The organism is Saccharopolyspora oryzae (assembly GCF_027853915.1).
Classification (GTDB): Bacteria; Actinomycetota; Actinomycetes; order Mycobacteriales; family Pseudonocardiaceae; genus Saccharopolyspora; species Saccharopolyspora oryzae.
The window spans coordinates 1-23,172 of sequence record NZ_JAQGLA010000100.1 but is presented as its reverse complement, the minus strand read 5'-3'; the positions used below and the strand labels follow the sequence as shown (position 1 = coordinate 23,172).

At 71.0% G+C, this 23,172-nt stretch carries 22 protein-coding genes; 9 read left to right on the top strand and 13 right to left on the bottom strand.

The features are described from left to right. Positions 1–148: 148 nt before the first annotated feature. The gene (locus OU415_RS33760; protein WP_270953632.1) at positions 149–1,345 is read left to right on the top strand and encodes a hypothetical protein; all 1,197 of its coding nucleotides are present in this window, start codon (positions 149–151) and stop codon (positions 1,343–1,345) included. On the opposite strand, the gene OU415_RS33755 is transcribed toward OU415_RS33760, so the two are convergent. Continuing rightward, complete coding sequence (locus tag OU415_RS33755) at positions 1,336–3,411, bottom strand: tetratricopeptide repeat protein (RefSeq protein ID WP_270953630.1); 2,076 nt, start codon at positions 3,409–3,411, stop codon at positions 1,336–1,338. The genes OU415_RS33760 and OU415_RS33755 overlap by 10 nt on opposite strands. 93 nt (positions 3,412–3,504) lie before the next feature. Next, a complete protein-coding gene (locus OU415_RS33750) occupies positions 3,505–4,260 on the bottom strand; it encodes an alpha/beta fold hydrolase (RefSeq protein ID WP_270953629.1) in 756 nt (251 codons plus the stop codon). A 324-nt stretch (positions 4,261–4,584) separates the two neighbouring features. Here OU415_RS33750 and lnt point away from each other — a divergent pair, with 324 nt between their 5' ends. Together lnt and OU415_RS33740 are read left to right on the top strand one after the other, a co-directional pair. After that, a complete protein-coding gene (gene lnt, locus OU415_RS33745; RefSeq protein ID WP_270953628.1) occupies positions 4,585–6,069 on the top strand; it encodes an apolipoprotein N-acyltransferase in 1,485 nt (494 codons plus the stop codon). A gap of 97 nt (positions 6,070–6,166) precedes the next feature. Continuing rightward, a complete protein-coding gene (locus tag OU415_RS33740) occupies positions 6,167–6,952 on the top strand; it encodes a polyprenol monophosphomannose synthase (protein ID WP_270953627.1) in 786 nt (261 codons plus the stop codon). Positions 6,953–7,223: 271 nt separating this feature from the next. On the opposite strand, the gene OU415_RS33735 is transcribed toward OU415_RS33740, so the two are convergent. The 3 genes from OU415_RS33735 to OU415_RS33725 all read right to left on the bottom strand — a co-directional run bounded on the left by OU415_RS33735 (position 7,224) and on the right by OU415_RS33725 (position 10,409). Then, entirely contained in the window at positions 7,224–7,562 is a 339-nt protein-coding gene (locus tag OU415_RS33735; RefSeq protein WP_270953625.1) for an RNA polymerase-binding protein RbpA, read from the bottom strand. A gap of 543 nt (positions 7,563–8,105) precedes the next feature. Next, positions 8,106–9,515 carry an MFS transporter gene (locus tag OU415_RS33730; protein WP_270953624.1) on the bottom strand — a complete coding sequence of 470 codons (1,410 nt, stop codon included), beginning with the start codon at positions 9,513–9,515 and terminating at the stop codon, positions 8,106–8,108. A 105-nt stretch (positions 9,516–9,620) separates the two neighbouring features. Beyond that, entirely contained in the window at positions 9,621–10,409 is a 789-nt protein-coding gene (locus tag OU415_RS33725) for a glycerophosphodiester phosphodiesterase (RefSeq protein WP_270953623.1), read from the bottom strand. A gap of 66 nt (positions 10,410–10,475) precedes the next feature. Between OU415_RS33725 and OU415_RS33720 the strand changes: the two genes are divergently transcribed. Both OU415_RS33720 and OU415_RS33715 read left to right on the top strand, forming a co-directional pair. After that, positions 10,476–10,832 carry a hypothetical protein gene (locus OU415_RS33720; protein WP_270953634.1) on the top strand — a complete coding sequence of 119 codons (357 nt, stop codon included), beginning with the start codon at positions 10,476–10,478 and terminating at the stop codon, positions 10,830–10,832. Between the two features lie 178 nt (positions 10,833–11,010). After that, positions 11,011–11,664: a VOC family protein gene (locus OU415_RS33715; RefSeq protein WP_270953622.1), complete on the top strand. Its 654-nt coding sequence runs from the start codon at positions 11,011–11,013 to the stop codon at positions 11,662–11,664. A 9-nt stretch (positions 11,665–11,673) separates the two neighbouring features. Here OU415_RS33715 and OU415_RS33710 read toward each other — a convergent pair whose 3' ends face one another. Continuing rightward, positions 11,674–12,228, bottom strand: coding sequence for a TetR/AcrR family transcriptional regulator C-terminal domain-containing protein (locus tag OU415_RS33710; protein ID WP_270953621.1), 555 nt, complete (start codon positions 12,226–12,228; stop codon positions 11,674–11,676). Between the two features lie 92 nt (positions 12,229–12,320). On the opposite strand from OU415_RS33710, the gene bioB reads away from it, so the two are divergent. Genes bioB through bioD form a run of 4 tightly spaced genes read left to right on the top strand, consistent with a single transcriptional unit; the run spans position 12,321 to position 16,502 of the window. Beyond that, the gene (gene bioB, locus OU415_RS33705; protein WP_270953620.1) at positions 12,321–13,388 is read left to right on the top strand and encodes a biotin synthase BioB; all 1,068 of its coding nucleotides are present in this window, start codon (positions 12,321–12,323) and stop codon (positions 13,386–13,388) included. Beyond that, positions 13,388–14,647, top strand: a complete 1,260-nt coding sequence (locus OU415_RS33700; RefSeq protein ID WP_270953619.1) for an adenosylmethionine--8-amino-7-oxononanoate transaminase — start codon at positions 13,388–13,390, stop codon at positions 14,645–14,647. Before bioB ends, OU415_RS33700 begins: the two co-directional genes overlap by 1 nt. Then, entirely contained in the window at positions 14,644–15,783 is a 1,140-nt protein-coding gene (locus tag OU415_RS33695) for an 8-amino-7-oxononanoate synthase (RefSeq protein ID WP_270953617.1), read from the top strand. The genes OU415_RS33700 and OU415_RS33695 overlap by 4 nt, the downstream gene beginning before the upstream one ends. Then, complete coding sequence (gene bioD / locus OU415_RS33690; RefSeq protein ID WP_270953616.1) at positions 15,780–16,502, top strand: dethiobiotin synthase; 723 nt, start codon at positions 15,780–15,782, stop codon at positions 16,500–16,502. The genes OU415_RS33695 and bioD overlap by 4 nt, the downstream gene beginning before the upstream one ends. Here bioD and OU415_RS33685 read toward each other — a convergent pair. The 7 genes from OU415_RS33685 to OU415_RS33655 form a co-directional block, all read right to left on the bottom strand. Then, positions 16,437–17,093 carry a sulfotransferase family protein gene (locus tag OU415_RS33685; protein WP_270953614.1) on the bottom strand — a complete coding sequence of 219 codons (657 nt, stop codon included), beginning with the start codon at positions 17,091–17,093 and terminating at the stop codon, positions 16,437–16,439. The genes bioD and OU415_RS33685 overlap by 66 nt on opposite strands. Before the next feature lie 73 nt (positions 17,094–17,166). After that, on the bottom strand, positions 17,167–18,435 hold the full coding sequence (locus tag OU415_RS33680; protein WP_270953612.1) for a sulfate adenylyltransferase subunit 1: 1,269 nt from the start codon (positions 18,433–18,435) through the stop codon (positions 17,167–17,169). Beyond that, positions 18,435–19,340: a sulfate adenylyltransferase subunit CysD gene (cysD, locus tag OU415_RS33675; protein WP_270953611.1), complete on the bottom strand. Its 906-nt coding sequence runs from the start codon at positions 19,338–19,340 to the stop codon at positions 18,435–18,437. Before cysD ends, OU415_RS33680 begins: the two co-directional genes overlap by 1 nt. After that, the gene (locus OU415_RS33670; RefSeq protein ID WP_270953609.1) at positions 19,340–20,119 is read right to left on the bottom strand and encodes a 3'(2'),5'-bisphosphate nucleotidase CysQ; all 780 of its coding nucleotides are present in this window, start codon (positions 20,117–20,119) and stop codon (positions 19,340–19,342) included. Before OU415_RS33670 ends, cysD begins: the two co-directional genes overlap by 1 nt. After that, positions 20,116–20,988, bottom strand: a complete 873-nt coding sequence (locus OU415_RS33665; protein ID WP_270953608.1) for a sulfite exporter TauE/SafE family protein — start codon at positions 20,986–20,988, stop codon at positions 20,116–20,118. The genes OU415_RS33670 and OU415_RS33665 overlap by 4 nt, the downstream gene beginning before the upstream one ends. After that, on the bottom strand, positions 20,973–22,448 hold the full coding sequence (cysC, locus tag OU415_RS33660; RefSeq protein WP_270953606.1) for an adenylyl-sulfate kinase: 1,476 nt from the start codon (positions 22,446–22,448) through the stop codon (positions 20,973–20,975). Before cysC ends, OU415_RS33665 begins: the two co-directional genes overlap by 16 nt. 428 nt (positions 22,449–22,876) lie before the next feature. Then, positions 22,877–23,172, bottom strand: a 296-nt coding sequence (locus OU415_RS33655) for a pyridoxamine 5'-phosphate oxidase family protein (RefSeq protein WP_270953605.1), incomplete at its 5' end; no start/stop codon positions are given.

Genomic DNA, 23,172 nt, shown 5'->3' with positions numbered 1-23,172 from the left:
AGAATCCCGGAGAATCCCGGAGAATCCCGGAGAATCCCGGAGAATCCCGGAGAATCCCGGAGAATCCCGGAGAATCCGGTCTTCGGTCTTCGGTCTTTCCGATGCGTGGTTGTTGCACGAGGGCGAGGTAGTTCCCTCCGTCGCGGTCATGTCGCACCGCGAGCAGCTCGACCGCCTCGCGCGGTACTGCCCGGCAGCCGTTCCGATCGCGCTGGTCGCGGGTGATCCCTGCTTCGACCGGATGCTGGCCAGCCGCCCGCTGCGGGATTCCTACCGCAACCGGCTGGGCATCCACCCCGACCAGCGCTGCGTCGTGGTCTCCTCCACCTGGGGCGGTCCTTCGCTGTTCGGCCGGCACCCGTCGCTGGTGCTCGACCTCGCCCGTCAGTTGCCGCTGGACGAGTACCGCGTCGTGGTGGCGCTGCACCCGAACATCTGGCACGGGCATTCGCCCTGGCAGGTGCGGATGTGGCTGGCCGAGTGCGCCCGGGCCGGTGTCGTGGTGCTGCCGCCGGAAGAGGGCTGGCGGGCCGGGCTGGTCGCGGCCGACGTCACCGTCGGCGACCACGGTTCGGTGACGTTCTACTCGGCCGCGCTGGGCACCCCGGTCCTGCTGGCGACCTGGCCCGAGGAGACCGTCGACCCGGCTTCCCCGATCGCCGCACTGCTACGAACCGCACCCCGCCTGGACCCGAGCGTCGCACTGAAAGAGCAGGTCAACGCAGCGATCGACGGCCATTCACCGGAGAAGTACGCCCCCATCACCGAGCTCGCGACCTCCGAGCCCGGCCGCTCAGCGGCGTTGCTGCGCGCTGAGATCTACACCCGCCTGGACTTGGCAGAACCAGCGACGCCCGCGGATTCCGCCGCCGTCCCGCTGCCGGCATTCGAGCCCGTCGGCGCCGGCAGCCAGCTGGTCCAGGTCCAGCTGACCGCGCAGACGGCAGAAGTGACCCGTTTCCCGGCCGCGGCGCTCGACGAACCTTCCTCCGGTGGCGTCCTCGTGGCCTGCGCCGACGAACCGGACCGGCGGTGGCTGGAACTCGCGGAAGTGCTCGTCCACGACGACCGCTACGACGACCCGCTGCGCTGGATCCGCGCTTCGCTGTCCCGCCTGCCCGGCTGCCTGCTCGCAGCGACGCGCGACCGCGCGGGCCAGTGGATCATCGGTGGCACCGATCTGCCCACAGTGCGCCTCCGGGGCGCCGACGACCTCGGTCCGGTGTGCGCCGCCGTCCTGCACGCCTGGCTCTGCTCCGGCCGGAAGCCGCACGATCTGCCCGATCAGCTCCGAATCCGCTTGGGATCGCGCGAGGAACTCGTCCAGCTGTCCACTCAGGACTGATCGAGCCGGACCTGCACCTGCTCGCCCAGCTCGGCGAAACCACGCGTCCGGCACACCGCAGCGGCACCCAGGAAGTGCTCCCGCGCCGCCTCCCCATCACCGGCGGCCAACGCGTTGTCCCCGAGGCCGACCAGGACCTGCGCCCGGTCGAAGTGCTTCCCGTGCTCGGTCATGTACTCCAACGCGGCACGCAGGTCGGCGTTCGCGTCGTCGTAGCGCGCCAGCTCGGTGCGCCGACGTCCCCGCCACATCCGCGTCTTCGCCGCGTTGTAGGGCTCGGACGCGAACGCGGCGAGCGCCTGGTCCAGCAGCTCCTCGCCGCGCTGGGGCTCAGCTACGGAACCGAGGTGCATCCGTGCCAACGCCAACCGCCGCGGATCGTCCAACCGCTCGGCCATCGCCAGGTTCCGCTCCAGAACGGGGCGCGCTCCCCCGCGGTCGCCCTGATCGCGCAAGCTGATGCCCAGCGATTCCACAGCGGTGGCGGTCAAATCGTCGCGTTCGACCGCGCGAGCCTTCTCCTCGCCTCCGGCGAACAGCTCGGCGGCCTTGTCGGACTCCCCTCGCGCACGGAAGGCGAATCCGCGCTGGATCAGGGCGAGCCCGGCCGCGAAGGTCAGCTCGCGGTGGGTCGCGACCTCGACCGCATGGCGGTTGATCACGTCCATGTCGTCGACGTGCTTGCCCTGCTCTTGGAAGGGCCACAACGCGACCGCCAGCTGGCAGACCAGCTCCGATCCGGCGGCGTGCAGCTCACCCGCAACCGCCTGGACGTTGACCCGCTCGGCCTCCAGCCACGCCCAGGCCTCGTCGGGCCCGATCGGCTCCGGCTGGAAACCCGGCCACAACGCCTCCAACCATCCGCGCTTCGGCTGCACCGCATGCCCCGCCGAAAGGGCCCGGCGGACGTAGAACTCGACGAACCGGTCGTTCACTTCGGTGATGGCGCCGGCGAGGAGACGCGCGTGGTCGCGGACGAGCGCATGGGCGGCGTAGCGGTCGTCGCCCACCTCCCGAATCAGGTGCGCGGAAACCAGCTGGTCGAGCGCGTCCTGCAGGTCGAACTCGTCGAGCCGGACGGCTTCGGCCAATGCCACCGAGCCGACCTCGCCGACGCCGGGGTGCTGGCCGAACGCCTCGTAGACCAGGCGCGCCTGTTCGTCGAGGCGCCCGACGGCGGTGTTGAACACCGCCTCGACCGACAGGTCGTGGTCGCGGGACAGCGCGGCGAGGCGGCGTCTTTCGTTCGACAGCTCACGCACCAAGCGCGCCACCGGTCGTTCTGGGCGTCCCGCGAGCTCGGATCCGGCAACGCACAGGGCGATCGTCTGCCCGGCGCAGCGCTCGATCAGTTCGTCGACCGGTCCCGGTTCGTCCGCCAGGTCGCGCGCATCGCCGACGATGCGGCACAGCAGCTTCCGGGCGGACTCCTTCGACAGCGGTTCGAGCGGGACGAACTCGGCCCCGGCACGCGCCCGCAGCGAGATCAGCGAACGAGCGGCGGTGACCAGCACGGCCGAATTCCCGGCCCCGGGCAGCAGCGGCAGCACCTGCGCTGCGGTGACTGCGCCGTTCACCACCAACACCAGCCGCTTGCCGGTGGTCCACGAGCGCCACAGGTTCGAGCGCCCGCCCAGATCCGCCGGGATCTCCTCGGGCGAGTAGCCGACGCCGAGCAGGCACTGCAGCAGCGCCTCGCCCACCAGCCCGGTTTCATCGGTCCCGGCCTCGAGCGGAGCATAAAAAGCGCCGTCGGGGAAAGCTGCGCGGTGCTGGTGAACCCACTGGTAAGCGGTCTCGCTCTTGCCGCTGCCCGGTGCTCCCTCCAGCACCACGACCTTCGGCGCCTGGTGCTCTGCTTCCTCGTCGGGTCGCAGGTACTTGCTGGTGTCCTTGAGCTGCCGCTCGTTGTTGGTGAAGAACTTGGTGGGCGGCGGGACCTGGTTCGGCGACGGCCTGGGCGACTTCGGTGCGTGGAAGTGGACGTCGCCGTGGATGTCGCGCGCCTGCACGACGTTCTCCGATTCGCCGTCGAAGTGGTTTCCGCCGACGTCGTGCCCGGTCATCCCCCAGCTCCCCTCGCACCGAAGATCACCGGGCCAGCGTAACGCTTCGTGTCGGGCGCGATCCGGCAAGTCATCGAACTCGCAGCGGCGGGATCAGGTGTCGATGGCGGCGAGGAACTGCTCGATGCTGGTGGCCAGCGCGACCGGGGTTTCGTCGATCGCGTAGTGGCCGGCGTTGCTCAAGGTGTCCAGCGCGCAGTTCGGGTAGTGCTGCTGGAAGGTCGCCTGCATGGTCGCCGCGCCCAGCGCCGGATCGTGCTCGCCGACGATCACCTTCACCGGCACCGGGTTGTCCTGGACCTCGGCGTGGAAGTCCGCCTTCGCCCACGCCACCAGGTAGTCGCCGAACGCTTGCCGGTCGGAATGCTCCAGGGAGTGGCGCACGGTCGCGTCCAGCCACACACCGGTCAGCCGGTTGCCGGTGGTCAGGTCGATGATGGCGCGCCGGTTACCGGTCTCCTCGACCGCGCCGGTGAACAGCGCCCAGCCCTGGTCGTCGAACGGGACACCGCTGGCAGGAACCGGGGAGATCCCGACCATCGCCCGCACCCGCTGCGGCGCATCGGCCAGCACGCGCTGCATCACCGCGCCGCCCATCGAGTGGCCGATCAGCGAGAACCGGTCGAAGCCCAGCTCGTCGGCGAGCGCCAGCACGTCCTGCGCGGCTTCTTCCAAGGTGTGCGCGCCCGGCTCGTCGATGCGTTCGCCGTAGCCGCGGTAGTCCGGGAACACGTACCGGAACCGGCTGCCGTCGAGGTGCGGGTGCAGCGGCCGCCAGGCCGCGCCCGAACCGAACCAGCCGTGCAACGCGATGACCGGGTGCTGCCCAGCACCGATTTCCTCTGGCACGCGAGACCTCCTAGATCGACTCGCGCCCCAGCATGGCGGACCGGTCAACCCCGCGCACCGACCTCGATCCGGCACCACCTGATCAGCCGCCGCTTCGCCCGGGCCGGTTCCGCCCCGGCCGCTCGGCGTACATTTGTTTGGTGCGCACCGACCGCCCGCGCACGCTGACTCGCACAACGTTCGGCGTCCCGGCCCGGCCGGTACGGCAGCACCTAGAAGGTTGATCGATTGGCTTCCCCCACGACTCGTCCGAAGCGCACCGCACGGCCGGATCGCGACAGGACCGCACGTCGATCGACCGGAGCGCTGCACTGGCTGCTGCGGGTGCTCGCGACAGTCGCGGCCGGGTTCGCCCTCTACGCCGGGGCACCGCCCCGGGAGCTGTGGTGGCTGGCGCCCCTCGCCTTCGCCGTCTTCGCCGGAGTGGTCCGCGGCCGACGCGCTCGCGCCGGGTTCGGCTACGGCCTGCTGTTCGGGTTCGCGTTCCTGCTGCCGCTGCTGGGCTGGTTGCAGGACTTCCTCGGCGCCGACTTCGGTCCGTGGCCGTGGGCGGGCGTGGCAGGCGTCGAGGCGCTGTTCCTCGGTCTCGCCGGTGCCGGGATGGCGCGGGGCAGCCGGCTGCCCGGCGGACCGGTGTGGATGGCGGCGGTGCTCGTCACCTCCGAGGTGCTGCGCTCCATCGTGCCGTTCGGCGGCTTCCCCTGGGGTCGGCTGGCCTTCACCCAGGACACCGGGCTGCTGCTGCCGCTGGCCGCGCTCGGCGGCAGCGCGCTGGTGTCGTTCGCGGTCGCGCTGATCGGCGGCGGCCTGGCGGAGCTGGTGCACCGGCGGCACGAGCGGCGCCGCTGGGTCGCACCGCTGGCCGCGGTCCTCGTGCCGATCCTCGGTGGCGTGGTGATGCTGCCGTTCATCGGCACCGACGCCAACGCCGGAACCGCGCGGGTCGCACTCATCCAGGGCAACGCGCCCAACGTCGGGCTCGGGCTGCTCTACGAGGACGACGTGCTGAGGGCCAACCACATCAAGGGCGCGCAGCAGCTCGTCGCCGACGTGCAGGCAGGACGGGTGCCGCAGCCGGACTTCGTCGTGCTGCCGGAGCAGGTCGGCAGCTGGGGGCCCAGCCGGACCGACCCGAACCTGTCCGCCATCGCCGAGCAGCTCGGCGTCCCGCTGGTCGTGGGCGGGCTCGGCACCGACGCCGACGGCAAGCCCCGCAACCAGATCGTCCAGTGGGACCCGGCCACCGGCGCCGGCGACCGCTACGTCAAGCAGCACCTGGTGCCCTTCGCCGAGACGATCCCGATGCGCTCGGTGGCGCGCCTGGTCAGCCCGTTCGTGGACCGCTTCCCGCGGGACATGGTGCCCGGCGACCAGCCCGGCGTGCTCAAGGTCGGCGACATCAAGGTGGGCGTGGGCATCTGCTACGACGTCGCCTACGACGACGTGTTCACCGGCGCCACCCAGCAGGGAGCGACCGTGCTCGCCCTGCCCACCAACAACGCCTGGTACGGCCACTCCGAGATGAGCTACCAGCAGCTCGCGATGGCCCGGCTGCGCGCCGTCGAGCACGGGCGCGCCGTGCTGGTCGCCTCGACCAGCGGGGTCAGCGCCGTGGTGCAGCCGGACGGGACGGTCAGCCAGCAGACCCAGCAGTTCACCGCGCAGAATCTGATCGCCGAGGTGCCGCTGCGCTCGACGCAGACCGCGGCCACCACCCTGGGGTCCGCACCGACGTGGGCGGCAGTGGTGCTGGCGATGGGCTCGCTGCTGTTCAGCTGGTGGCGACCCCGGCGCAGCGCGGAAGGCTGAGGCGCGGTTGCAGGATGACCGCGCACTCGGCCAGCTGAAACCCGAAACAACACCCGAAACGCACGGCCGGTCCGCGCGACCGGCTAGGAGGACTTGGATGTCGACCCGGCGAACCCCCGACGGTGGTGCCGACGCGGTGCTGGTGGTGATCCCCACCTACAACGAGCGGGACAACCTGGAGCCGATCGTGCGACGGCTGTTCGCCGCAGTTCCCGCAGCGAACGTGCTGGTCGTCGACGACGGCAGCCCGGACGGCACCGGCGAGGTCGCCGACCGGCTGGCCGCCGACGACGAGCGGCTGCACGTGCTGCACCGCACCGAGAAGGCCGGCCTGGGCGCGGCCTACGTGGCCGGGTTCGACTGGGCGCTGGCCCGCGACTACGACGCGATCATCGAGATGGACGCGGACGGCTCGCACTCCCCGGAGGACCTGCCCCGGCTGATCGGCATGATCGGGCCGGACGGCACCGGAGCCGACGTGGTGCTGGGGTCGCGCTACGTGACCGGCGGGCGGACGGTGAACTGGCCCTGGTACCGGGCGCTGCTGTCCCGCGGCGCGAACACCTACTCGAAGCTGGCGCTGGGGGTGTCGATCAACGACATCACCTCGGGCTTCCGGGTGTACCGGCGGGAGGTGCTGGAGACGGTCCGGCTGCACGACGTCGCCTCGCAGGGCTACTGCTTCCAGGTGGACCTCGCCTGGCGGGCCGTCGAGGCCGGGTTCGTGGTGGTGGAAGCGCCGATCACCTTCGTGGAGCGCGAGATCGGCAATTCGAAGATGGACGCCGAAGTCGTCCGCGAAGCACTGGTGCGGGTCACCAAGTGGGGCCTGCGCCGCCGCGGCCACCAAGCAACCGAGGCCCTGCGATCACTGCGCCGCTGAGCGCCTGGCTCCGGTCTCGTTCTGTCTTTGAAACGCCGCCAGGCGTTTAGCCCACCCTCGGCGCTTGCACCGCCGCGGGTTCTCAGCGTTCGCCTGGCGAGGACGGCCAAGCCGCCGTGTATTGGCATACATAAGGGTTGGCACCCGCAGTCCAGGCGGGCGCTGAGGTTCCGCCACCCGCACCGCCACGCAAAAGGAGCCCGGACACAGTCATCGGAAACACGTCAAAGCGCCTGGGATTGGCTCCCAGGCGCTTTTTCAGTGTGCTTCCCTACTGGCCGCGGCGGGCGCGCAGCAGGTCCAGGCGCTCGTTGAGCAGCTCCTCGAGCTCCGGGATGGTGCGACGCTCCAGGAGCATGTCCCAGTGGGTGCGCGGCGGCTTGGCCTTCTTCTGCTCCGGCTCGTTGCCGTCGATGATCTTCGACTCGCTGCCGTGCAGACGGCACTCCCAAGTCGGCGGCACCTCGGCGTCGTCGGAGAACGGCACCTCGAACTCGTGGTTCTTGGGGCAGGCGTAGCGCACCGTCCGGCGCGGTGCGAGGTCGTGGTTGCGATCGGTCTCGTAGCTCACTGCTCCGAGCCGGCTGCCACGCAGAACGCGGTCGGCCATGACGGTTCCTTTCACTTCGGCCCGGGGCCGAGCCCGAGCGGTTGTGCTCACCGTGTGCAACGACGGGAGGCCCGCCGTCTGTTCCCGGTGTGGTGCTTCTGGTTGCCGTCGGTGACGTTGTTCACCCGTCAACGACAGCCTTCTCCCTAGAGATGCAGTCGGTCCGCGTTCGTGACGCGTTATCCCACTGGCAATCTATAGGTGCGTTCGAACGGGTGATAGTGCCAGATGGTGAGTCACTATGGCTAAACCAGGTCCAGGGAAAACGTCGAGAGTGGGACATAGATCACGCCCCGGACGGGTAAGGCTAACGGAAAAGAAGTAACGGAATGTAGCCATACTGTGTGCACTTCTTTCACAACGCTGCGTACTGGCATATTCCGAACACGCCGCTGTTGCCCAGCCCACCCATCACCAGCTTGGAGCAACGGGCCCGGAATGGCAGAGCGAGTGCGGAGAGTCACACTTCAGGCACAACCCGCAGCCACGGACACATCCCGTTTCGGGTGGCGGCGACTCGGACCGCCACCCGCGAACGTCCGCTCAGAGCACCTTCGGCGCCGGGTTGCCGACCGCCTCGATGGCCCGTCGAACCGGCACCAGGGCGACCAGCACCAGGCCGAGGGCGAAGAACACCACCAGCGAGATGATGGCCAGCCGGAACGAACCGGTGGCCTGCCCGACCCCGGCGAACACCAGCGGGCCCATCCACGAGGTCGAGCGCTCCCCCACCTCGTAGAGCGAGAAGTACTCGCCTTCCCGGCCGGGCGGCACCATCTGGCTGAACAGCGAACGGGACAGCGCGTTCGTCCCGCCGAGCACCAGGCCGATGCCCACCGCCAGCCCGTAGAACTGGTTCGCCTGCCCGGCCTGCACGAAGTACGCCGCGATGACCACGACCAGCCAGATCGCCAGGCTGATCAGGATCGTTTTCTTGGCACCGATGTACTTGGCCAGCCAGCCGTGCAGCATGCCGCCGACGAAGGCGATGAACTGCACGATCAGCACGGTGACGATCAGCGCGTCCTGCGGCAGCTTCAGCTCCAGGTTGCCGTACTGCGGCGCGACCTGGACGACGGTGGCGATGCCGTCGGTGAAGATCCAGTAGGCACCCAGGAACGCCAGGGTCAGCGGGTAGTGCTTGGCCTCCAGCAGGGTGTTCTTCAGCTGCTTGAAGCCCTCCAGGACGGTCGAGCCCGCACGCGGCGCGTCCTCCGCCAGCTCGCCGCCACCGCGCAACGCCGTCAGCGGCAGCAGCGTGAACACCGCCCACCACACGCCCGAGGACAGGAAGACCAGGCGCACCGCACCGTCCGCGTCCATGCCGAACGAGTCGTGGAACAGGTAGATCACCAGGTGCAGGGCCAGCGCGACCCCGGCACCGAGGTAGCCGAACGCCCATCCCTTGGTGGAGACCATGTCCCGCTCATCGGCGTTGGCGATCTCCGGCAGGAACGAGTAGTAGACGACCACCGAGGCGCCGAAGCAGATGTTGCCGATGATGAACAGCACCACGCCCAGCTGCCAGTTCTCCCCGCCGACCAGCGCCAGCAGCGCGGTGGTCGCAGCGCCGCCGAAGGCCAGCACGCCGAGCATCAGCCGCTTGTTGCGGGCCCGGTCCGCGATCGCGCCGGTGATCGGCAGGACCAGCACCTGCACGACCGTGGCGACCGACAGCAGGTAGCCCCACAGCGATCCCGCCGGGAAGCTCAGCCCGGCGATCGAGATGTCGCAGTCCACCAGCGCGTTGCCCGCCGGGCACGGGTTCGGGCCGTTGCGGCTGGTGTCCGCCTGGGCCGCCGCGGTGGCCACCGAGGTGAGGTAGAGCGAGAGGAAGACTGTCGAGACCGATGTCGGGAACACCGAGTTTGCCCAGTCGTACCAGCACCAGCCACGTTGCTCCCGACGCCGCTGCGCGGCGTCCGGTGCCACGTCGCTGCCCATCACGCTCATCCGTTCGGTCCTCCGAAGCCAACATCACTCGATTGGGGGTAACCGGACCTTACTGGCTCAGCCGAACACGGTGGAGGCCCGAGCGGGGACAATGCGTAGTTGTACTCACCCGCCGATCTCGGACCGCGGGTCCCCGTACCGCTCGCGCAGCACGTCGTTGAGCACGTCGGGACGGTCCGTGACCAGTCCGTCCACCCCGGCCTCGAGCAGCCGGAGCATCTCGGCGGGGTCGTCGACGGTCCAGACGTGCACCTCGATCCCCCAGCGGTGCGCTTGGCGGACGAACTTGCGGTCGATCACGCGCAGGCCGCCGAACTCCTGCGGCACCTGCGCCGCGCTCCCGGCGACCAGCGAGCGCAGCGGCCAACCGCCCCACTTCGAGCCGAGCCACAGCAGTCCCGCGGACCGCTTCCCGGTCGAGGTCAGCAGTCGCGGGCCCGCGGCGCGCCGCAGCTGGCTCAACCGGTGCTCGGCGAAGGACGCCAGGCACACGCGGTCCCAAGCGTTGTGCTCGCGCAGGGTGCGCAGCACCGGCTCGACCGCCGAGTCGTCCTTGACGTCGATGTTGAAGAACGTGTCCGGCAGCTCCTCCAGCGCCGCGTCCAGCGAGCACACCGGCTCCCGGCCGCCGATCCGCGCGGTGCGCACCGCTGACCACGGCAACCGCCGGATCGTGCCGCGCCCGTCGGTGGTGCGCTCCAGGGTCTCGTCGTGGTTGACCACCACGACGCCGTCGGCGGTCGCGTGGACGTCGGTCTCGATGTAGCGGAAGCCCTCTTCGGCGGCGCGGCGGAACGCGCTCAGCGAGTTCTCCAGGTCGTGCAGCTCCCCGAGGTGCCATCCGCGGTGCGCGAACGCACGGGGCCGGGGACCGAGCAGGAAAGGATGCGTCACGCCGCACAACTCTGCCCGATCGGCGTGCCGCCATCGCGCAGGCGGGGCCCTTGACTAACGTGATCGATCGTGGATATCTCGGCCCAGCCCACCCGTCGGCAACGGCAAGTCCGGCATTGCGCCTGGTGCGGACGACGCGTTCCGGAAGCAGGCCGGCAGGGCCGTCCACGCATGTACTGCGCGCAGTCCTGCAGGCAGCGCGCCTACGAGCGCCGCACCGCGGTGCAGCGCGGCGGCCTGCCGGAGGACGCGGTGGTGCTCTCGGCCGCGGAGCTGGCCGACCTGCAGGACCGGTTGTTCCAGCTGCGCTGCGCGGCCGAGGACGTGGTGACCGCGGTCGACGACGCCGCTGACCACGGTGAGCTGCGCAAACTGGCGGCGCAGGTGGTGGACGTGGCCGTCGAGCTGGAGCGGCTGCGCTGAGGTGCTGTCGGCGAATGCCGTCCGCGTCCCACCCGCAGTCCGGTAAACCGCTCAGGTTCCGCTGAGCGACCGCATGAGCGACGCGACCATCAACAGGCTCTGGGGCGAACGGAGGATTGTGCGGGACGTCGGAGGTGACCAGGATGAGTTGGTCCCCAGCGGTGACGAGGTGTCGACCGTGCCCGCACGCCCCGTGGTCCGCGGCCTGCGCCGCGTCGACCTGATCAGCTCCGACCCGGTGGCCTCGGCGGTCCGCTGCCGGGCGCTGCTCGACTGGACGCCGGAACCGACCGGCCGCGGCTTCGACTGCTGGGTGGGCGACCGCCGCTGCACCAGGATCCGCAAGCCCCGCGCGGGCGAGCAGCCCGGTTGGCACCCGGTATTCGCCGGGAAGGTCCCGGCCTGCGCGCTGACCGGCCCGGACGACGCGATGGCGCTGGTCGCCAAGGGCCGCGCCCAGCACGGTCCGTGGGCTCCGCCGCCCCGCCCGGGCGAGCCGCGCTGGATCGAGCTGGTCGCCAGCGATCCCGAGCGCGCTGACGCGTTCTGGTCCGAGACGCTGAACTTGGCGGTGCGCCCGGAGCCGCACGGCGCGAACTACCTCATCGCCGACCGCCCGCTGGCGTCCCGGACGGACCGGCTCAGCTCGGCGGGCTGGGGTTGGCTGTGCTTCTTCGCGGTGGACGACCTCGATGCGGCGGAAGGCCGGGTCGAGGCGGTGGGCAGCAAGGTCGCCGACCGCCTCGACCACCCGCTGCTGGGCGATGCGCTGCTGGTCACCGACCCGAACGGGGCGACGTTCGGCCTGGTCACCGGCGAGACCTGGGGCTGACGAACACCGTCAGCTGGTGACCCTGGCGCGGATCCCGTCCAGCACCAGCTCGAGGCCGCGCTCGAAGTCGGCCGGTCCCCCGGGCGCCCGGTCGATCGCGCCCGCGCTCGCCGCCTGCAGCGCCAGCTGCTCCTCCGTGGTGTGGCCGAAGACGAGGTGCAGGATCGCCCGGGTGCCGACGTCGACCAGGTCGTCGGGCAGGCCGCCGTCGCGCAGCGCGTCCCGCAGCCGGTCGGCGGGTTCGCCGGCTCCGAGCCCGAAGGTGTGCGCGGTGACGACCACCTCGGCGCCGTCGCGGTAGGCGAGCATCGCGTCCCGCAGCTCCCGGCAGACCTCGACCACGCGCTCGTCCCACCGGGTGGCCCGGCGGGGGCGGCGGCCCCTGGCCAGTTTCTCGTCGGCGACCGCGGCCAGCCGCGTCTGCTTGTTCGGCACGTGGTGGTTGAGCGCGCTCGGTTGCACGCCGCGGTCGGTGGCCAGCCGGCGCATCGACAGCGACTCCAGCCCGTACTCGTCGAGGACCGCGATCGCGCGGGCCACGACGTCGTTGCGGTGATAGCGCACGCAGAACCTCCCGTTGACCGACCGACTCCCCGAGTTTAACCTGAACGCCGTTCAGCTGAACACTGTTCAGGTCGCCGGACACGGGAGAAGCGATGAGCGCCCACTTCGACCAGCTCGCCGATGCCGTCCTCGCCGGGACACCGGCCACCCCCGAAGACGCCCTCGCGGTGCTGCGCGCCGACGACGCCGAGCTGATGCAGGTCGTCGCCGCAGCGGGACGGCTGCGCCGGGCGCACTTCGGCAACGCGGTCAAGGTGAACTACCTGGTGAACCTGAAGTCCGGGCTCTGCCCGGAGAACTGCAATTACTGCTCGCAGGCGCTGGGATCGGACGCCCCGATCCTCAAGTACTCGTGGCTGTCCGAGGCCGAAGCCCTCGAGCAGGCCGGTGCCGGGATCGGGGGCGGCGCCAGCCGGGTGTGCCTGGTCTCCTCCGGCCGCGGACCGTCCACCAGGGACATCGACAAGGTCGCCGGCGTGGTCACCGCGCTCAAGGAGGAGCACCCCGACGTCGAGGTCTGCGCCTGCCTGGGCCTGCTCAAGGACGGCCAGGCGCAGCGGCTCAAGGACGCCGGCGTGGACGCCTACAACCACAACATCAACACCGCCGAGAGCCACCACGAGAACATCGTCCAGACCCACACCTACGCCGACCGGGTGGACACCGTGGAGAAGGCGAAGGGGGCCGGGATCTCCCCCTGCTCCGGTCTGATCGCCGGCCTGGGCGAGACCGACGAGCAGCTCGTCGAGGCGCTGTTCGCGCTGCGGGAGCTGGAGTCCGACTCGATCCCGGTCAACTTCCTGATGCCCTTCGACGGCACCCCGTTCGAGAACACCTGGGAGCTCTCCCCCACCCGCTGCGTGAAGATCCTGGCGATGGCGCGCTTCGTCTGCCCGGACAAGGAGATCCGGATCGCCGGTGGCCGCGAGATGCACCTGCGCTCGCTGCAGTCGATCGCGCTGCACGTCGCCAACTCGATCTTCCTCGGCGACTACCTCACCTCGGAGGGCCAGGCGGCCGCGGCGGACCTGGAGATGATCCGGGACAACGGCTTCGTCGTCCAGGGCTCCGAGGAGGACCTGGCCCAGCACGACCGGCAGCCGACCGACCCGGCGATCCGGCGTCGCGGTGCGGGCACCGACGTCCTCCCCAACGCCTGATGACACCCGGAGACCTGCTCGCCTTCGACCGCGAGCACCTGTGGCACCCGTACACCTCGATGACCGATCCGGCACCGACGCGGCTGGTCACCGGCGCCTCGGGCAGCCGGATCACCATCGACGGCGTCGGGCCGGTGGTCGACGGGATGGCGTCGTGGTGGTCCGCCGTCCACGGCTACCGGCACCCGGTGCTCGACGAGGCGGTGCGCCGCCAGCTCGACCGGATGGCGCACGTGATGTTCGGCGGGCTCACCCACCAGCCCGCGGTCGAGCTGGCCCAGCGGCTGATCGACCTCGCCCCGGACGGCCTCGACCGCGTCTTCCTCGCCGACTCCGGGTCGGTGAGCATCGAGGTGGCGATGAAGATGGCGCTGCAGTACCAGCGCGGCGCCGGGCGGCCGGGGCGAACCCGGTTCCTCACCGTCCGCGGCGGCTACCACGGCGACACCTTCGACTGCATGAGCGTGTGCGATCCGGACGGCGGCATGCACGCGATGTGGTCCGGTGTGCTTCCGGAGCAGGTGTTCGGCGAACGCCCGCCCCGCAGCAGCGCCGATGTCGACGCGTGGGCCGCGGGTTTCCGCGCGCTGGCGGCCGAGCACGCGGACCGGCTCGCCGGGCTGGTCGTGGAGCCGCTGCTGCAGGGCGCCGGTGGCATGCACCCCTACCCCGCCGAATGCTTGACAGTGTTCCGCGAGGTCGCCGACGAGCACGGGCTGGTCCTGGTCTTCGACGAGATCGCCACCGGTTTCGGCCGGACCGGGACCATGTTCGCCGCGGAGGCCGCCGATGTGGCCCCGGACGTGCTGTGCGTCGGCAAGGCGCTCACGGGCGGCTACCTGTCGTTGGCCGCCGCGCTGTGCACGTCGGAGGTCGCACGCGGCCTGTCCCGCAGCGATTCCGGCGTTCTCATGCACGGACCCACCTTCATGGGCAACCCGCTGGCCTGCGCGGTGGCTTCGGCCAGCCTGGACCTGCTGAGTACCGGCGACTGGGCTGCCGACGTCCGGCGGATCAACACCGGTCTGCAGGCGCTGCACGGGATCGACGCCGTCGACGTGCGCGTCCTCGGCGCGGTCGGAGTCGTGCAGCTCGACCGCGCCATCGACGTGGCCAAGGCGACTGAAGCGGGGCTGGCCGAGGGCGTGTGGCTGCGCCCGTTCCGGGATCTGATCTACACCATGCCGGCCTACGTGTGCACCGACGACGACATCGCCGCGATCTGCGCCGGGATCGCGGCCGCTGCGGAGGTCGGATGAGCACCTGGGCGGAGTGGTTCGCCGAGCAGCGGGCCGGTCGCGAGGACGCCGGGTTGCAGCGCGCGCTGCGGCCTCGGGCAGCCGACGAGGACGTCATCGACCTCGCCAACAACGACTACCTGGGGTTGAGCTGCCACCCCGAGGTGCGCCGAGCGGCCGCCGACGCCGCGTTGCGCTGGGGCGCCGGGGCGGGCGCATCCCGGCTGGTGACCGGCACCACCACGCTGCACGCCGAGTTGGAGCGCGAACTCGCCGAGTTCACCGATCACGAAGCGGCACTGGTCTTCTCGACCGGCTACCACGCGAACCTGTCCGCGGTGACCGCGCTGGCGGACAAGCAGTCGCTGATCGTCTCCGATGCGCACGTGCACGCCTCGCTGATCGACGCCGCGCGGCTGTCCCGAGCTGCGATCGAGGTGGTCCCGCACAACGACGTCGCCGCGGTCCGGGCTGCGTTGGCCGGAGCCGGCGGCCGGCGTGCGCTCGTGCTGACCGAGTCGGTCTTCTCGGTGCTCGGTGATGCCGCCCCGCTCCCGGACCTGGCCGAGGTCTGCGCCGACCACGACGCGCTGCTCGTCGTCGACGAGGCGCACGGGCTGGGTGTGGTCGGCGAGGGTGGCCGGGGATCGGTGCACGCCAACGGCATGGCCGGCGACCCGCACGTGGTCATGACCGCGACGCTGTCGAAATCCCTCGGTGCGATGGGTGGTGCGGTGCTCGGCTCCGCCGCCCTCGTCGACCACCTCGTCAACCGGGCCCGCCCGTTCATCTTCGACACCGGACTGGCACCGGCACCGACCGCTGCGGCGCTGACCGCGCTCAGCTGCCTGCGCCGGCAACCCGCTCGCCCGTCGCAGATCCACCAGCGCGGCGGTGAGCTGGCCGACCGGCTCGGCGTGCCGAGGTCAGCGGGCGCCGTGCTCTCGGTGCCGATGCCGTCGCCGCAGGTCGCCATCGCGGCGCAGGCCGCGGCCCTCGCGGAGGGCGTCCGGGTCGGGTGCTTCCGGCCGCCGTCGGTACCCGACGGGATCTCCCGGCTCCGGATCACCACGCACGTCGGCTTGGACGACGACCGCTGGGAGCACGCGGTCGACGTGCTGACCCACGTCGTCAAGGATCATCGGGGGTCGCCTTGATCATCATCGTCACCGGCACCGATACCGGTGTGGGCAAGACCGTGACCACCGCGGCCCTCGCCGTCCGCTCCGGTCCGGGCACGGTCGTGGTCAAGCCCGCGCAGACCGGAATCGGCACCGACGAACCGGACATCCGCGCCGTGGCGCACCTGGCAGGCTGCGAGGTCACCGAGCTCACCAGTCTCGAAGATCCCCTCGCCCCCGACACCGCTGCCCGGTTGCGCGGCATCGAGATCCCGCCGGTCAGAGCGCACTCCGCGCGCATCCGAGAACTGGCCCGAACCTACGACACCGTGATCGTGGAGGGGTCCGGCGGGCTGCTGGTCCGCCTCGACACCGAGGGCGCGACCCTGCTGGACCTCGCCGCCGACCTCGCCCGGGACCACCCGGTGCAGGTGTACGTGGTGACCCGCATCGGACTCGGCACCCTCAACCACACGGAGCTGACGGTCAACGCCCTGCGCTCCCGAAACCTGGAACCAGCGGGACTGGTGCTCGGCGCGGTCCCGGCCGAGCTCGGCCTGGCCGAGCGGTGCAACCGCACCGAGCTGCCCCGCGTGACCGGAGTCCCGATCGTCGCAGCCCTCCCCGACGGGGCAGGCGCCCTCACCCCGGAGAACTTCCGCGCGCAGCTCGAATCCTGGCTCGGCGGCTCAGGAGTTGAACGGGGAGGGGACTTCTCCTTCTCGGCTGACCTGCTCGACCAGCCCTCGCAGTGAGGCGGAGTCGTTGACGTGGGGGAAGTCCTCGGCAGGGACCGGTACTCCGAGGAAATCGCACAGGCTCTGCCAGCCTTCGCCGACCTGGTAGGTCAGCAGGCGGTCGGACGGGACTTCGGCCTGCACCGCCGCGTTGTGCTCCTCGAAGACCTTGATGGCGTGCGCGCGGTCCTCGAAGCGGCCGTCGAAGGTGCCGTTCCAGATCATCCGCTCGATGGTCGGGCGCAGCTTCGCGCTGAAGTCGTCGTCGCCCGGCTCTTCCTTCACGAACTGGTAGATCGTGCTGTTGACGCTGTCGTACCACTTCTCCGGGTCCCGGACGGTGAGCAGGACCTTGGCGTCCGGGTAGAAGTCCAGCAGTTCGCGCCAGAACGTGCAGCCCGGCCAGTCCACTGTGGATTCGAAACCGCCGAGGACGGTCTCCCAGTCGGCGATCTCGCCGTCCAGCGCCCGCGCCCAGCCCTGCACCCGCTCGGGCTTCGCGATGACCTCGAACATGTGGTAGCACGGGCCGAAACCGAGGTGCTCCAGCGCCGCCTTCAGCGACGCGGTGCCGGTGCGGCCGAACCCGGCCCCGATGATCTTGACCATTCCTGCTCCTCGTCGTGCTCCCGCCGTCGCCGGCGGATCGGTGCGCGGCACCGCTGCCGCGCGCTTCCAGGGCTCAGCTGATCAGGACCGCGCCGACGGTCTCGTGGGTCGACTCGTCCACGAGCACGGCGCCGCCGGTGGTCCGGTTCTCGCGGTAGGGGTCGCAGAACACCGGCTGCGCCAGCCGCAGGTCGATCTCGCCGATCTCGTTGAGCTCGAGCCGCTCGGCCGGGACGCGTTCCAGCGTGGTGATCTCCAGCCGGTCCCCGATCCCGGCCACCACCGCTTTGACGGTGCGGGTGGTGTGCTTGAGCAGCAGTCTCCGCCCCGGCTCGAGCGCGGCTCTCGCCGACATCCAGCACACCGTCGCGGTGAGCTCCTCGGCGACGGCCGGGGCGTTCCCGGGAGCGCAGAGCATGTCACCGCGGCCGACGTCGATGTCGTCGGCCAAGCGCACCGCCACCGACTGCGGCGCTCGCCCCCGGTCGAGCTCTCCGTCGGCGGTGTCGACGGCGACCACTCTGCTCCGCAGCCCGGAAGGCAGGTGCAGGACCTCCTCCCCGGGGGCGAGGACACCGCTGGCGATCTGCCCGGCGTAGCCGCGGTAGCCCGGGGTGCGGAGGGTGCACTGCACCGGCAACCGGAAATCACCGGTCGAGCCCTCTTCAGCGACTTCGACCTCTTCGAGGTGCTCCAGCAGCGACGGCCCGTCGTACCACGGCATCGCCGCCGAGCGGTGCACGACGTTGTCGCCGCGCAGCGCCGAGATCGGGATCGCGGTGATGTCGCGCAGGTCCAGCTGGGCGGTGAACTCGGCGAATTCCTCGGTGATGCCGCGGAAAACCGGCTCGCCGAAGTCGACCAGGTCCATCTTGTTGACCGCCAGCACCAGCCGCGGCACCCGCAGCAGCCCGGCCAGCACCGCGTGCCTGCGGCTCTGCTCGGTCAGGCCGTTGCGGGCGTCGACCAGCACGATCGCCAGGTCGGCGGTGGAGGCGCCGGTGACCATGTTGCGGGTGTACTGGGCGTGTCCCGGGGTGTCGGCGATGATGAACGCCCGCCGCGCGGTCTCGAAGTAGCGGTGCGCCACGTCGATGGTGATGCCCTGCTCGCGCTCGGCGCGCAGCCCGTCGGTGAGCATCGCCAGGTCCAGCTGCTCGTCGCCGCGCTCCGCGCTGGCCAGTTCGAGCTGTTCGAGCTGGTCGGCCAGCAGCGACTTGGAGTCGTGCAGCAGCCGGCCGATCAGCGTGCTCTTGCCGTCGTCGACCGCACCGGCGGTGGCGAACCGCAGCAGGCTGTCGGCCGGGGCGAAGACCGGCTGCTCGTCGATCGCGGTGCTCATCAGAAGTAGCCCTCCCGCTTGCGGTCCTCCATCGCGGCTGCGCCGGCGCGGTCGTCGGCCCGGGTCTGGCCGCGCTCGCTCACCCGGGTCGCGGCGATCTCGGCGATCACCTCGGCGACCGTGGTGGCCGCGGACGGCACCGCACCCGTGCACGTCATGTCGCCGACCGTGCGGAACCGGACGGAGCGCTCGACGAGCTGCTCGCCCGGATCGCGCGGCAGGAACGGGTTGTCGGCCAGCAGCATCCCGTCGCGCTCGAAGACCTTGCGGTTGTGCGCGAAGTACAGCGACGGCAGTTCCACGCCCTCGCGCTCGATGTAGGTCCACACGTCGCGCTCGGTCCAGTTCGACAGCGGGAAGGCTCGGACGTTCTCGCCCGGGCGGATCATCCCGTTGTAGAGGTTCCACAGCTCCGGGCGCTGGTTGCGCGGATCCCACTGGCCGAAGGCGTCCCGGAAGGACAGCATCCGCTCCTTGGCGCGGGCGCGTTCCTCGTCGCGGCGAGCGCCGCCGAACAGCGCGTCGAAGCGGTGCTCGGCGATGGCGTCCAGCAAGGTCGCGGTCTGCGCGCGGTTGCGGCTGGCCCATTTGCCCGTCGGCTCGGCGACCCGGCCCGCGTCGATCGAGTCCTGCACCGAGACGACGACCAGCCGCACCCCGAGCTCGGCGGCGCGGCGGTCGCGGAAGTGCAGCACCTCTTCGAAGTTGTGCCCGGTGTCGACGTGCAGCACCGGGAACGGGATCGGTGCCGGGGCGAGCGCTTTCTCCGCCAGCTTGAGCAGGACCGCGGAGTCCTTGCCGCCGGAGAACAGCAGCGCCGGGCGGTCGAACTCGGCGACCACCTCGCGGATCAGGTGCACCGCCTCGGATTCCAGCACGTCGAGCCGGGACAGCGCGGCCGGCATCAGCGACTCCCTTCGGGTTGGGTGCGGGACACGGCGTCGAGCAGTTCGCCTGCCAGGTCGCTGCGGCAGACCAGCAGGTCCGGCAGCCACGGGTCGGCGCGGCCGTAGACCAGCTCGGAACCGTCCAGGCGGCTGGCGTGCAGACCGGCGGCGCGCGCGACTCCGACCGGGGCCGCGCTGTCCCACTCGAACTGCCCGCCGCCGTGCACGTAGGCATCGACCTCGCCGAGCACCACCGCGGCGACCTTCGCGCCTGCTGAGCCCATCGGGACGAGCTCGGCGCCGATGCGCTCGGCGATGTCGTGCACGAACTCCGGCGGGCGGCTGCGGCTGACCGCGAGCCGCGGATGTCCGCCGATGCGCGAGGGCTGTTTCGGAGGCTCGCCGGTGCCGAGCACCGTGCCCTGCCCGGGCAGGGCCACCGCCGCAGCGCGCACCTCGTGCTCCTCGACCAGCGCCACGTGCACCGCCCAGTCGGAGCGCCCGGATTCGCCGTATTCCCGGGTGCCGTCCAGCGGGTCGACGATCCACACCCGCCCGCCGGGAGTGCGCTCCGGGCCGGACACTCCGTGCTCGGACAGCACTGGATCCGCCGGGCGCTCCTGCCCGAGCGCCTCGATGAGCAGCGCGTGCGCCGCCGCGTCGCCCGCAGCTCCGAGAGCTTTCGGGTCCGATGTGGACGCTCGGTTCTCGACCAGGCGATCCCCGGCCCGCTGCGCCAGCCGTGCGGCCAGCTCGTGGTCGTCCGGGTTCACCGATGCCTCCCTGTTCCCGCTCACCGCGCGTCCACTGCGGGCACCCGCGACTTCGCGCTGCGCAGCAGCGGAGGCACCGCGCCGAGCAGCACCACCAGCAGCGCGGCCGAACCGCTGAGCACCACGTCCGCGCCGGTCATCACCAACCCGGTGGCCACCAGCATCGCTCCGACCACCACGCGCACCGGGCGGTCCGGCACCCGCGCCGAGACCAGCGCGCCCACCAGCACCCCGGGCAACGAGCCGACCAGCAGCGAGCCGACGAGTCCGAAGTGGACATCTCCGGCGAAGAGGTGCCCGACCGCGGCGACCATCACCAGCGGCACCGCCTGCACGAGGTCGGTGCCGACCAGCCGCGCCGAGCTCAGCCCGCGGTTGAGCAGCAGCAGGACCACGATGATGATCGAGCCGGAACCGACCGACGTGGCACCGACCACCAGCCCGGCCACCCCGCCGAGCAGCACTGTCGGCACCGGCCGGACCACTGTTTCGTCCGATATGGATGGTTGCGCGCCGCGGCGGCGGGCCAGCACCATGCGCAGGAACAACGTGCCCGCGGCGAGCAGCACCGCACCGCCGACGACTTCCTTGAGCACCGATTCCGCACCCTTGCCCAGCGATCCGGCCAGCAGCGAGCCGAGCGCCGCGCACGGCAGCGAACCCAGGCACAGCCAGCCGACCAGCTTCGGCTGCACCGTGCCCCGGCGCAGGTGCACCACCGCGCCCAACGGCTTCATCACCGCCCCGGCCACCAGGTCCGAGGACACCGCCGCCAGCGGCGGCACGCCGAACACCAGCGTCAGCAGGGGCATCGTCAACGCCCCGCCGCCCATGCCGGTCATACCCACCAGCAGCCCGGTGAGCAGCCCGGTCGCCGCTATTCCGAAGTCCACGACCCCACCCAGCCCTGCTCGCGCAACAACGCCACGACGCGCCCGACGGCCTCGTCCTGCGACAGCCCGGAGGTGTCCAGCACGAGGTCGGCGTCGCCGGGGATCTCGTACGGCGCGGAGACGCCGGTGAAATCCGGCAGCAGACCCGCGCGGGCCTTGCGGTACAGGCCCTTGCGGTCGCGCCGCTCGCACTCCCCCAGCGGTGTGGCGACGTGGACCAGCACGAATCCGCCCACCTCGGCCACCATCCGGCGCACCGCGTCGCGGTCGTCGTGGTACGGCGCGATGGGCGCGCAGATCGCGGCGCCACCGTGCCTGGCGACCTCTGCGGCCACGAAACCGATGCGCCGCACGTTCCGGCTGCGGTCCTCGGCCGAGAAACCCAGCCCCTCGCACAGGGTTCTGCGGACCACGTCGCCGTCGAGCAGCGTCACCGCCCGGTGGTCGTGCCGGTTGAGCTCGTCGCGCAGCGCGCGGGCCAGCGTGGACTTGCCCGCCCCGGACAGCCCGGTGAACAGCACGGTGAACCCGCGGTCGGCCAGCGGCGGGTGCATCCTGCGCTGCTGCTCGGCGATCGCCGGAGTGGTGAACCAACCGGGCAGGTCCTCGCCGCGATCGAGGAGTTCGCGCAGGCGCTCGGCGCTGAGATCGGGGCGCCGGTCGACCGGGGCGACCTGTGCGGCCGGACGCCAGCGGTCGGTCTGGTCGCGCACCACTTCCGGCGGCTCCAGCACCTCCAGCGGGGCGTGCTCCAGCGGGTGCTCCGAGATCAGGTGGGTGGCGCCGTAAGCGGCGGCGACGTGCGCGGTCAGCAAAGCGTCGCGCTTCGGATCGGTGCGGCGCACCAGCGGCACCGGGACGATCGTCGTGCCGCCCGGCAGTTCGGGTTCGGCGGCCAGCACGGCCTGCACGAGCAGTTCCGGGCGCGGGCCGCTCATCCGCGGCAGCACCAGGACGTGCGCGTCGTGCTCGGCGGCCAGCTCGCGGACCTGGGCGAGCTCGCGGTGGTGCAGCGGCTGTTCCGGCAACACTCCCAGCACAGGCCCAGGAGGTAGTTTCGCCCGAACGTCCGCTGCGGACGGGCGCATTCGGCGCAGCACACCGCTGGGATCGCCGACGTCTTGGACCGGCCCGGCGGCGTACGCACCGGACTCGTCACGCCAGGGGGCCTCGTTGCGGAGCACCGCGACCGGGGCGCCTTCGACGTCGCGCAGCTCGATCTCCTCGGCCGCGGCGACCTCGTCGGACACCCGCAGCGTGATCGGCTCGGGCCAGGGCGTTCCCCCTCGCAACCGTTGCCGGGTGCGCACCGAGTCGACTTCGTCGGCGGCGAGGAATCCCCGCAGCGGCGGGAAAGCTCCGTCCAGCAGCAGTTCCACATCGGCCAGTTCGACGGGTTCGAGGTACCGGGCCACACGTCGCGAGCCCGGACAGCCGGGCTCCATTCCGTTCGCGCTCACAGACACCTCCACCCGCTGTTCGCGGGACGGCCGGATCCATCTAGTGCGAGCTCTTGATCCACAACCCTGACCGACCGCTCCCACCCGGAGAACCCCGACGACCATTTCTCGCCAGATCGCGTTTTTCCCAAGAGCACAACGGATTTCCCCGTTTCAAACCAGGCGAAACAGGGCGAAGCCGGATGTTCAGGACGTACTCCCCCAGACAAGAGCAAGGCCGACCCCGAGGCAGACCTGCGACTTCGGACGCCTTTCGTCCCCGCGGGAAAGGGAATTCGGTATCAGCGACCGATGGCTGCGGCAGTCGGAGCAGCTTTCCCCGGAACCGACCGCATTTTCAACAAAAGAAGGAGCACCCCGCGATCTTCTCCGTTCGAGGGAACGCTCCTGCGACGCGATTGTCCACAGTGTATTGCTCCGAGAGGGGGTCAGTGCACGAAACGACTGACGGTCTCCGGATGGATGACCAGGCGAACCTGGTCTTCGGCCAGCATCCCGGCGAGCTCCTTCGCGCGGACCGGGGCGTCCAGGTCCCAGTAGCGGGCGGCCAGGCGGGAGCACAGGTCGTGCGCGCCGTCGTGTTCCACCGCGACGCGGCCGGTCACCGACAGCCAGCGTTCGCGCTCCCCCACCGGAGCGGCGACGACGATCGAGGCGCGGGGGTCGCGGCGCAGGCGTCGCACCTTGAGTACGTCAGGGCCGGTGAACAGCTGGATCGTGCCCT

Bases quoted from the DNA above. Each gene is read 5' to 3' on its own strand.
- OU415_RS33760 (WP_270953632.1), top strand. From the start codon at position 149: ATGTCGCACCGCGAGCAGCTCGACCGCCTCGCGCGGTACTGCCCGGCA.
- OU415_RS33755 (WP_270953630.1), bottom strand. From the start codon at position 3,411: ATGACCGGGCACGACGTCGGCGGAAACCACTTCGACGGCGAATCGGAG.
- OU415_RS33740 (WP_270953627.1), top strand. From the start codon at position 6,167: ATGTCGACCCGGCGAACCCCCGACGGTGGTGCCGACGCGGTGCTGGTG.
- OU415_RS33735 (WP_270953625.1), bottom strand. From the start codon at position 7,562: ATGGCCGACCGCGTTCTGCGTGGCAGCCGGCTCGGAGCAGTGAGCTAC.
- OU415_RS33730 (WP_270953624.1), bottom strand. From the start codon at position 9,515: ATGAGCGTGATGGGCAGCGACGTGGCACCGGACGCCGCGCAGCGGCGT.
- bioB (WP_270953620.1), top strand. From the start codon at position 12,321: ATGAGCGCCCACTTCGACCAGCTCGCCGATGCCGTCCTCGCCGGGACA.
- OU415_RS33700 (WP_270953619.1), top strand. From the start codon at position 13,388: ATGACACCCGGAGACCTGCTCGCCTTCGACCGCGAGCACCTGTGGCAC.
- OU415_RS33695 (WP_270953617.1), top strand. From the start codon at position 14,644: ATGAGCACCTGGGCGGAGTGGTTCGCCGAGCAGCGGGCCGGTCGCGAG.
- OU415_RS33685 (WP_270953614.1), bottom strand. From the start codon at position 17,093: ATGGTCAAGATCATCGGGGCCGGGTTCGGCCGCACCGGCACCGCGTCG.
- OU415_RS33680 (WP_270953612.1), bottom strand. From the start codon at position 18,435: ATGAGCACCGCGATCGACGAGCAGCCGGTCTTCGCCCCGGCCGACAGC.
- cysD (WP_270953611.1), bottom strand. From the start codon at position 19,340: ATGCCGGCCGCGCTGTCCCGGCTCGACGTGCTGGAATCCGAGGCGGTG.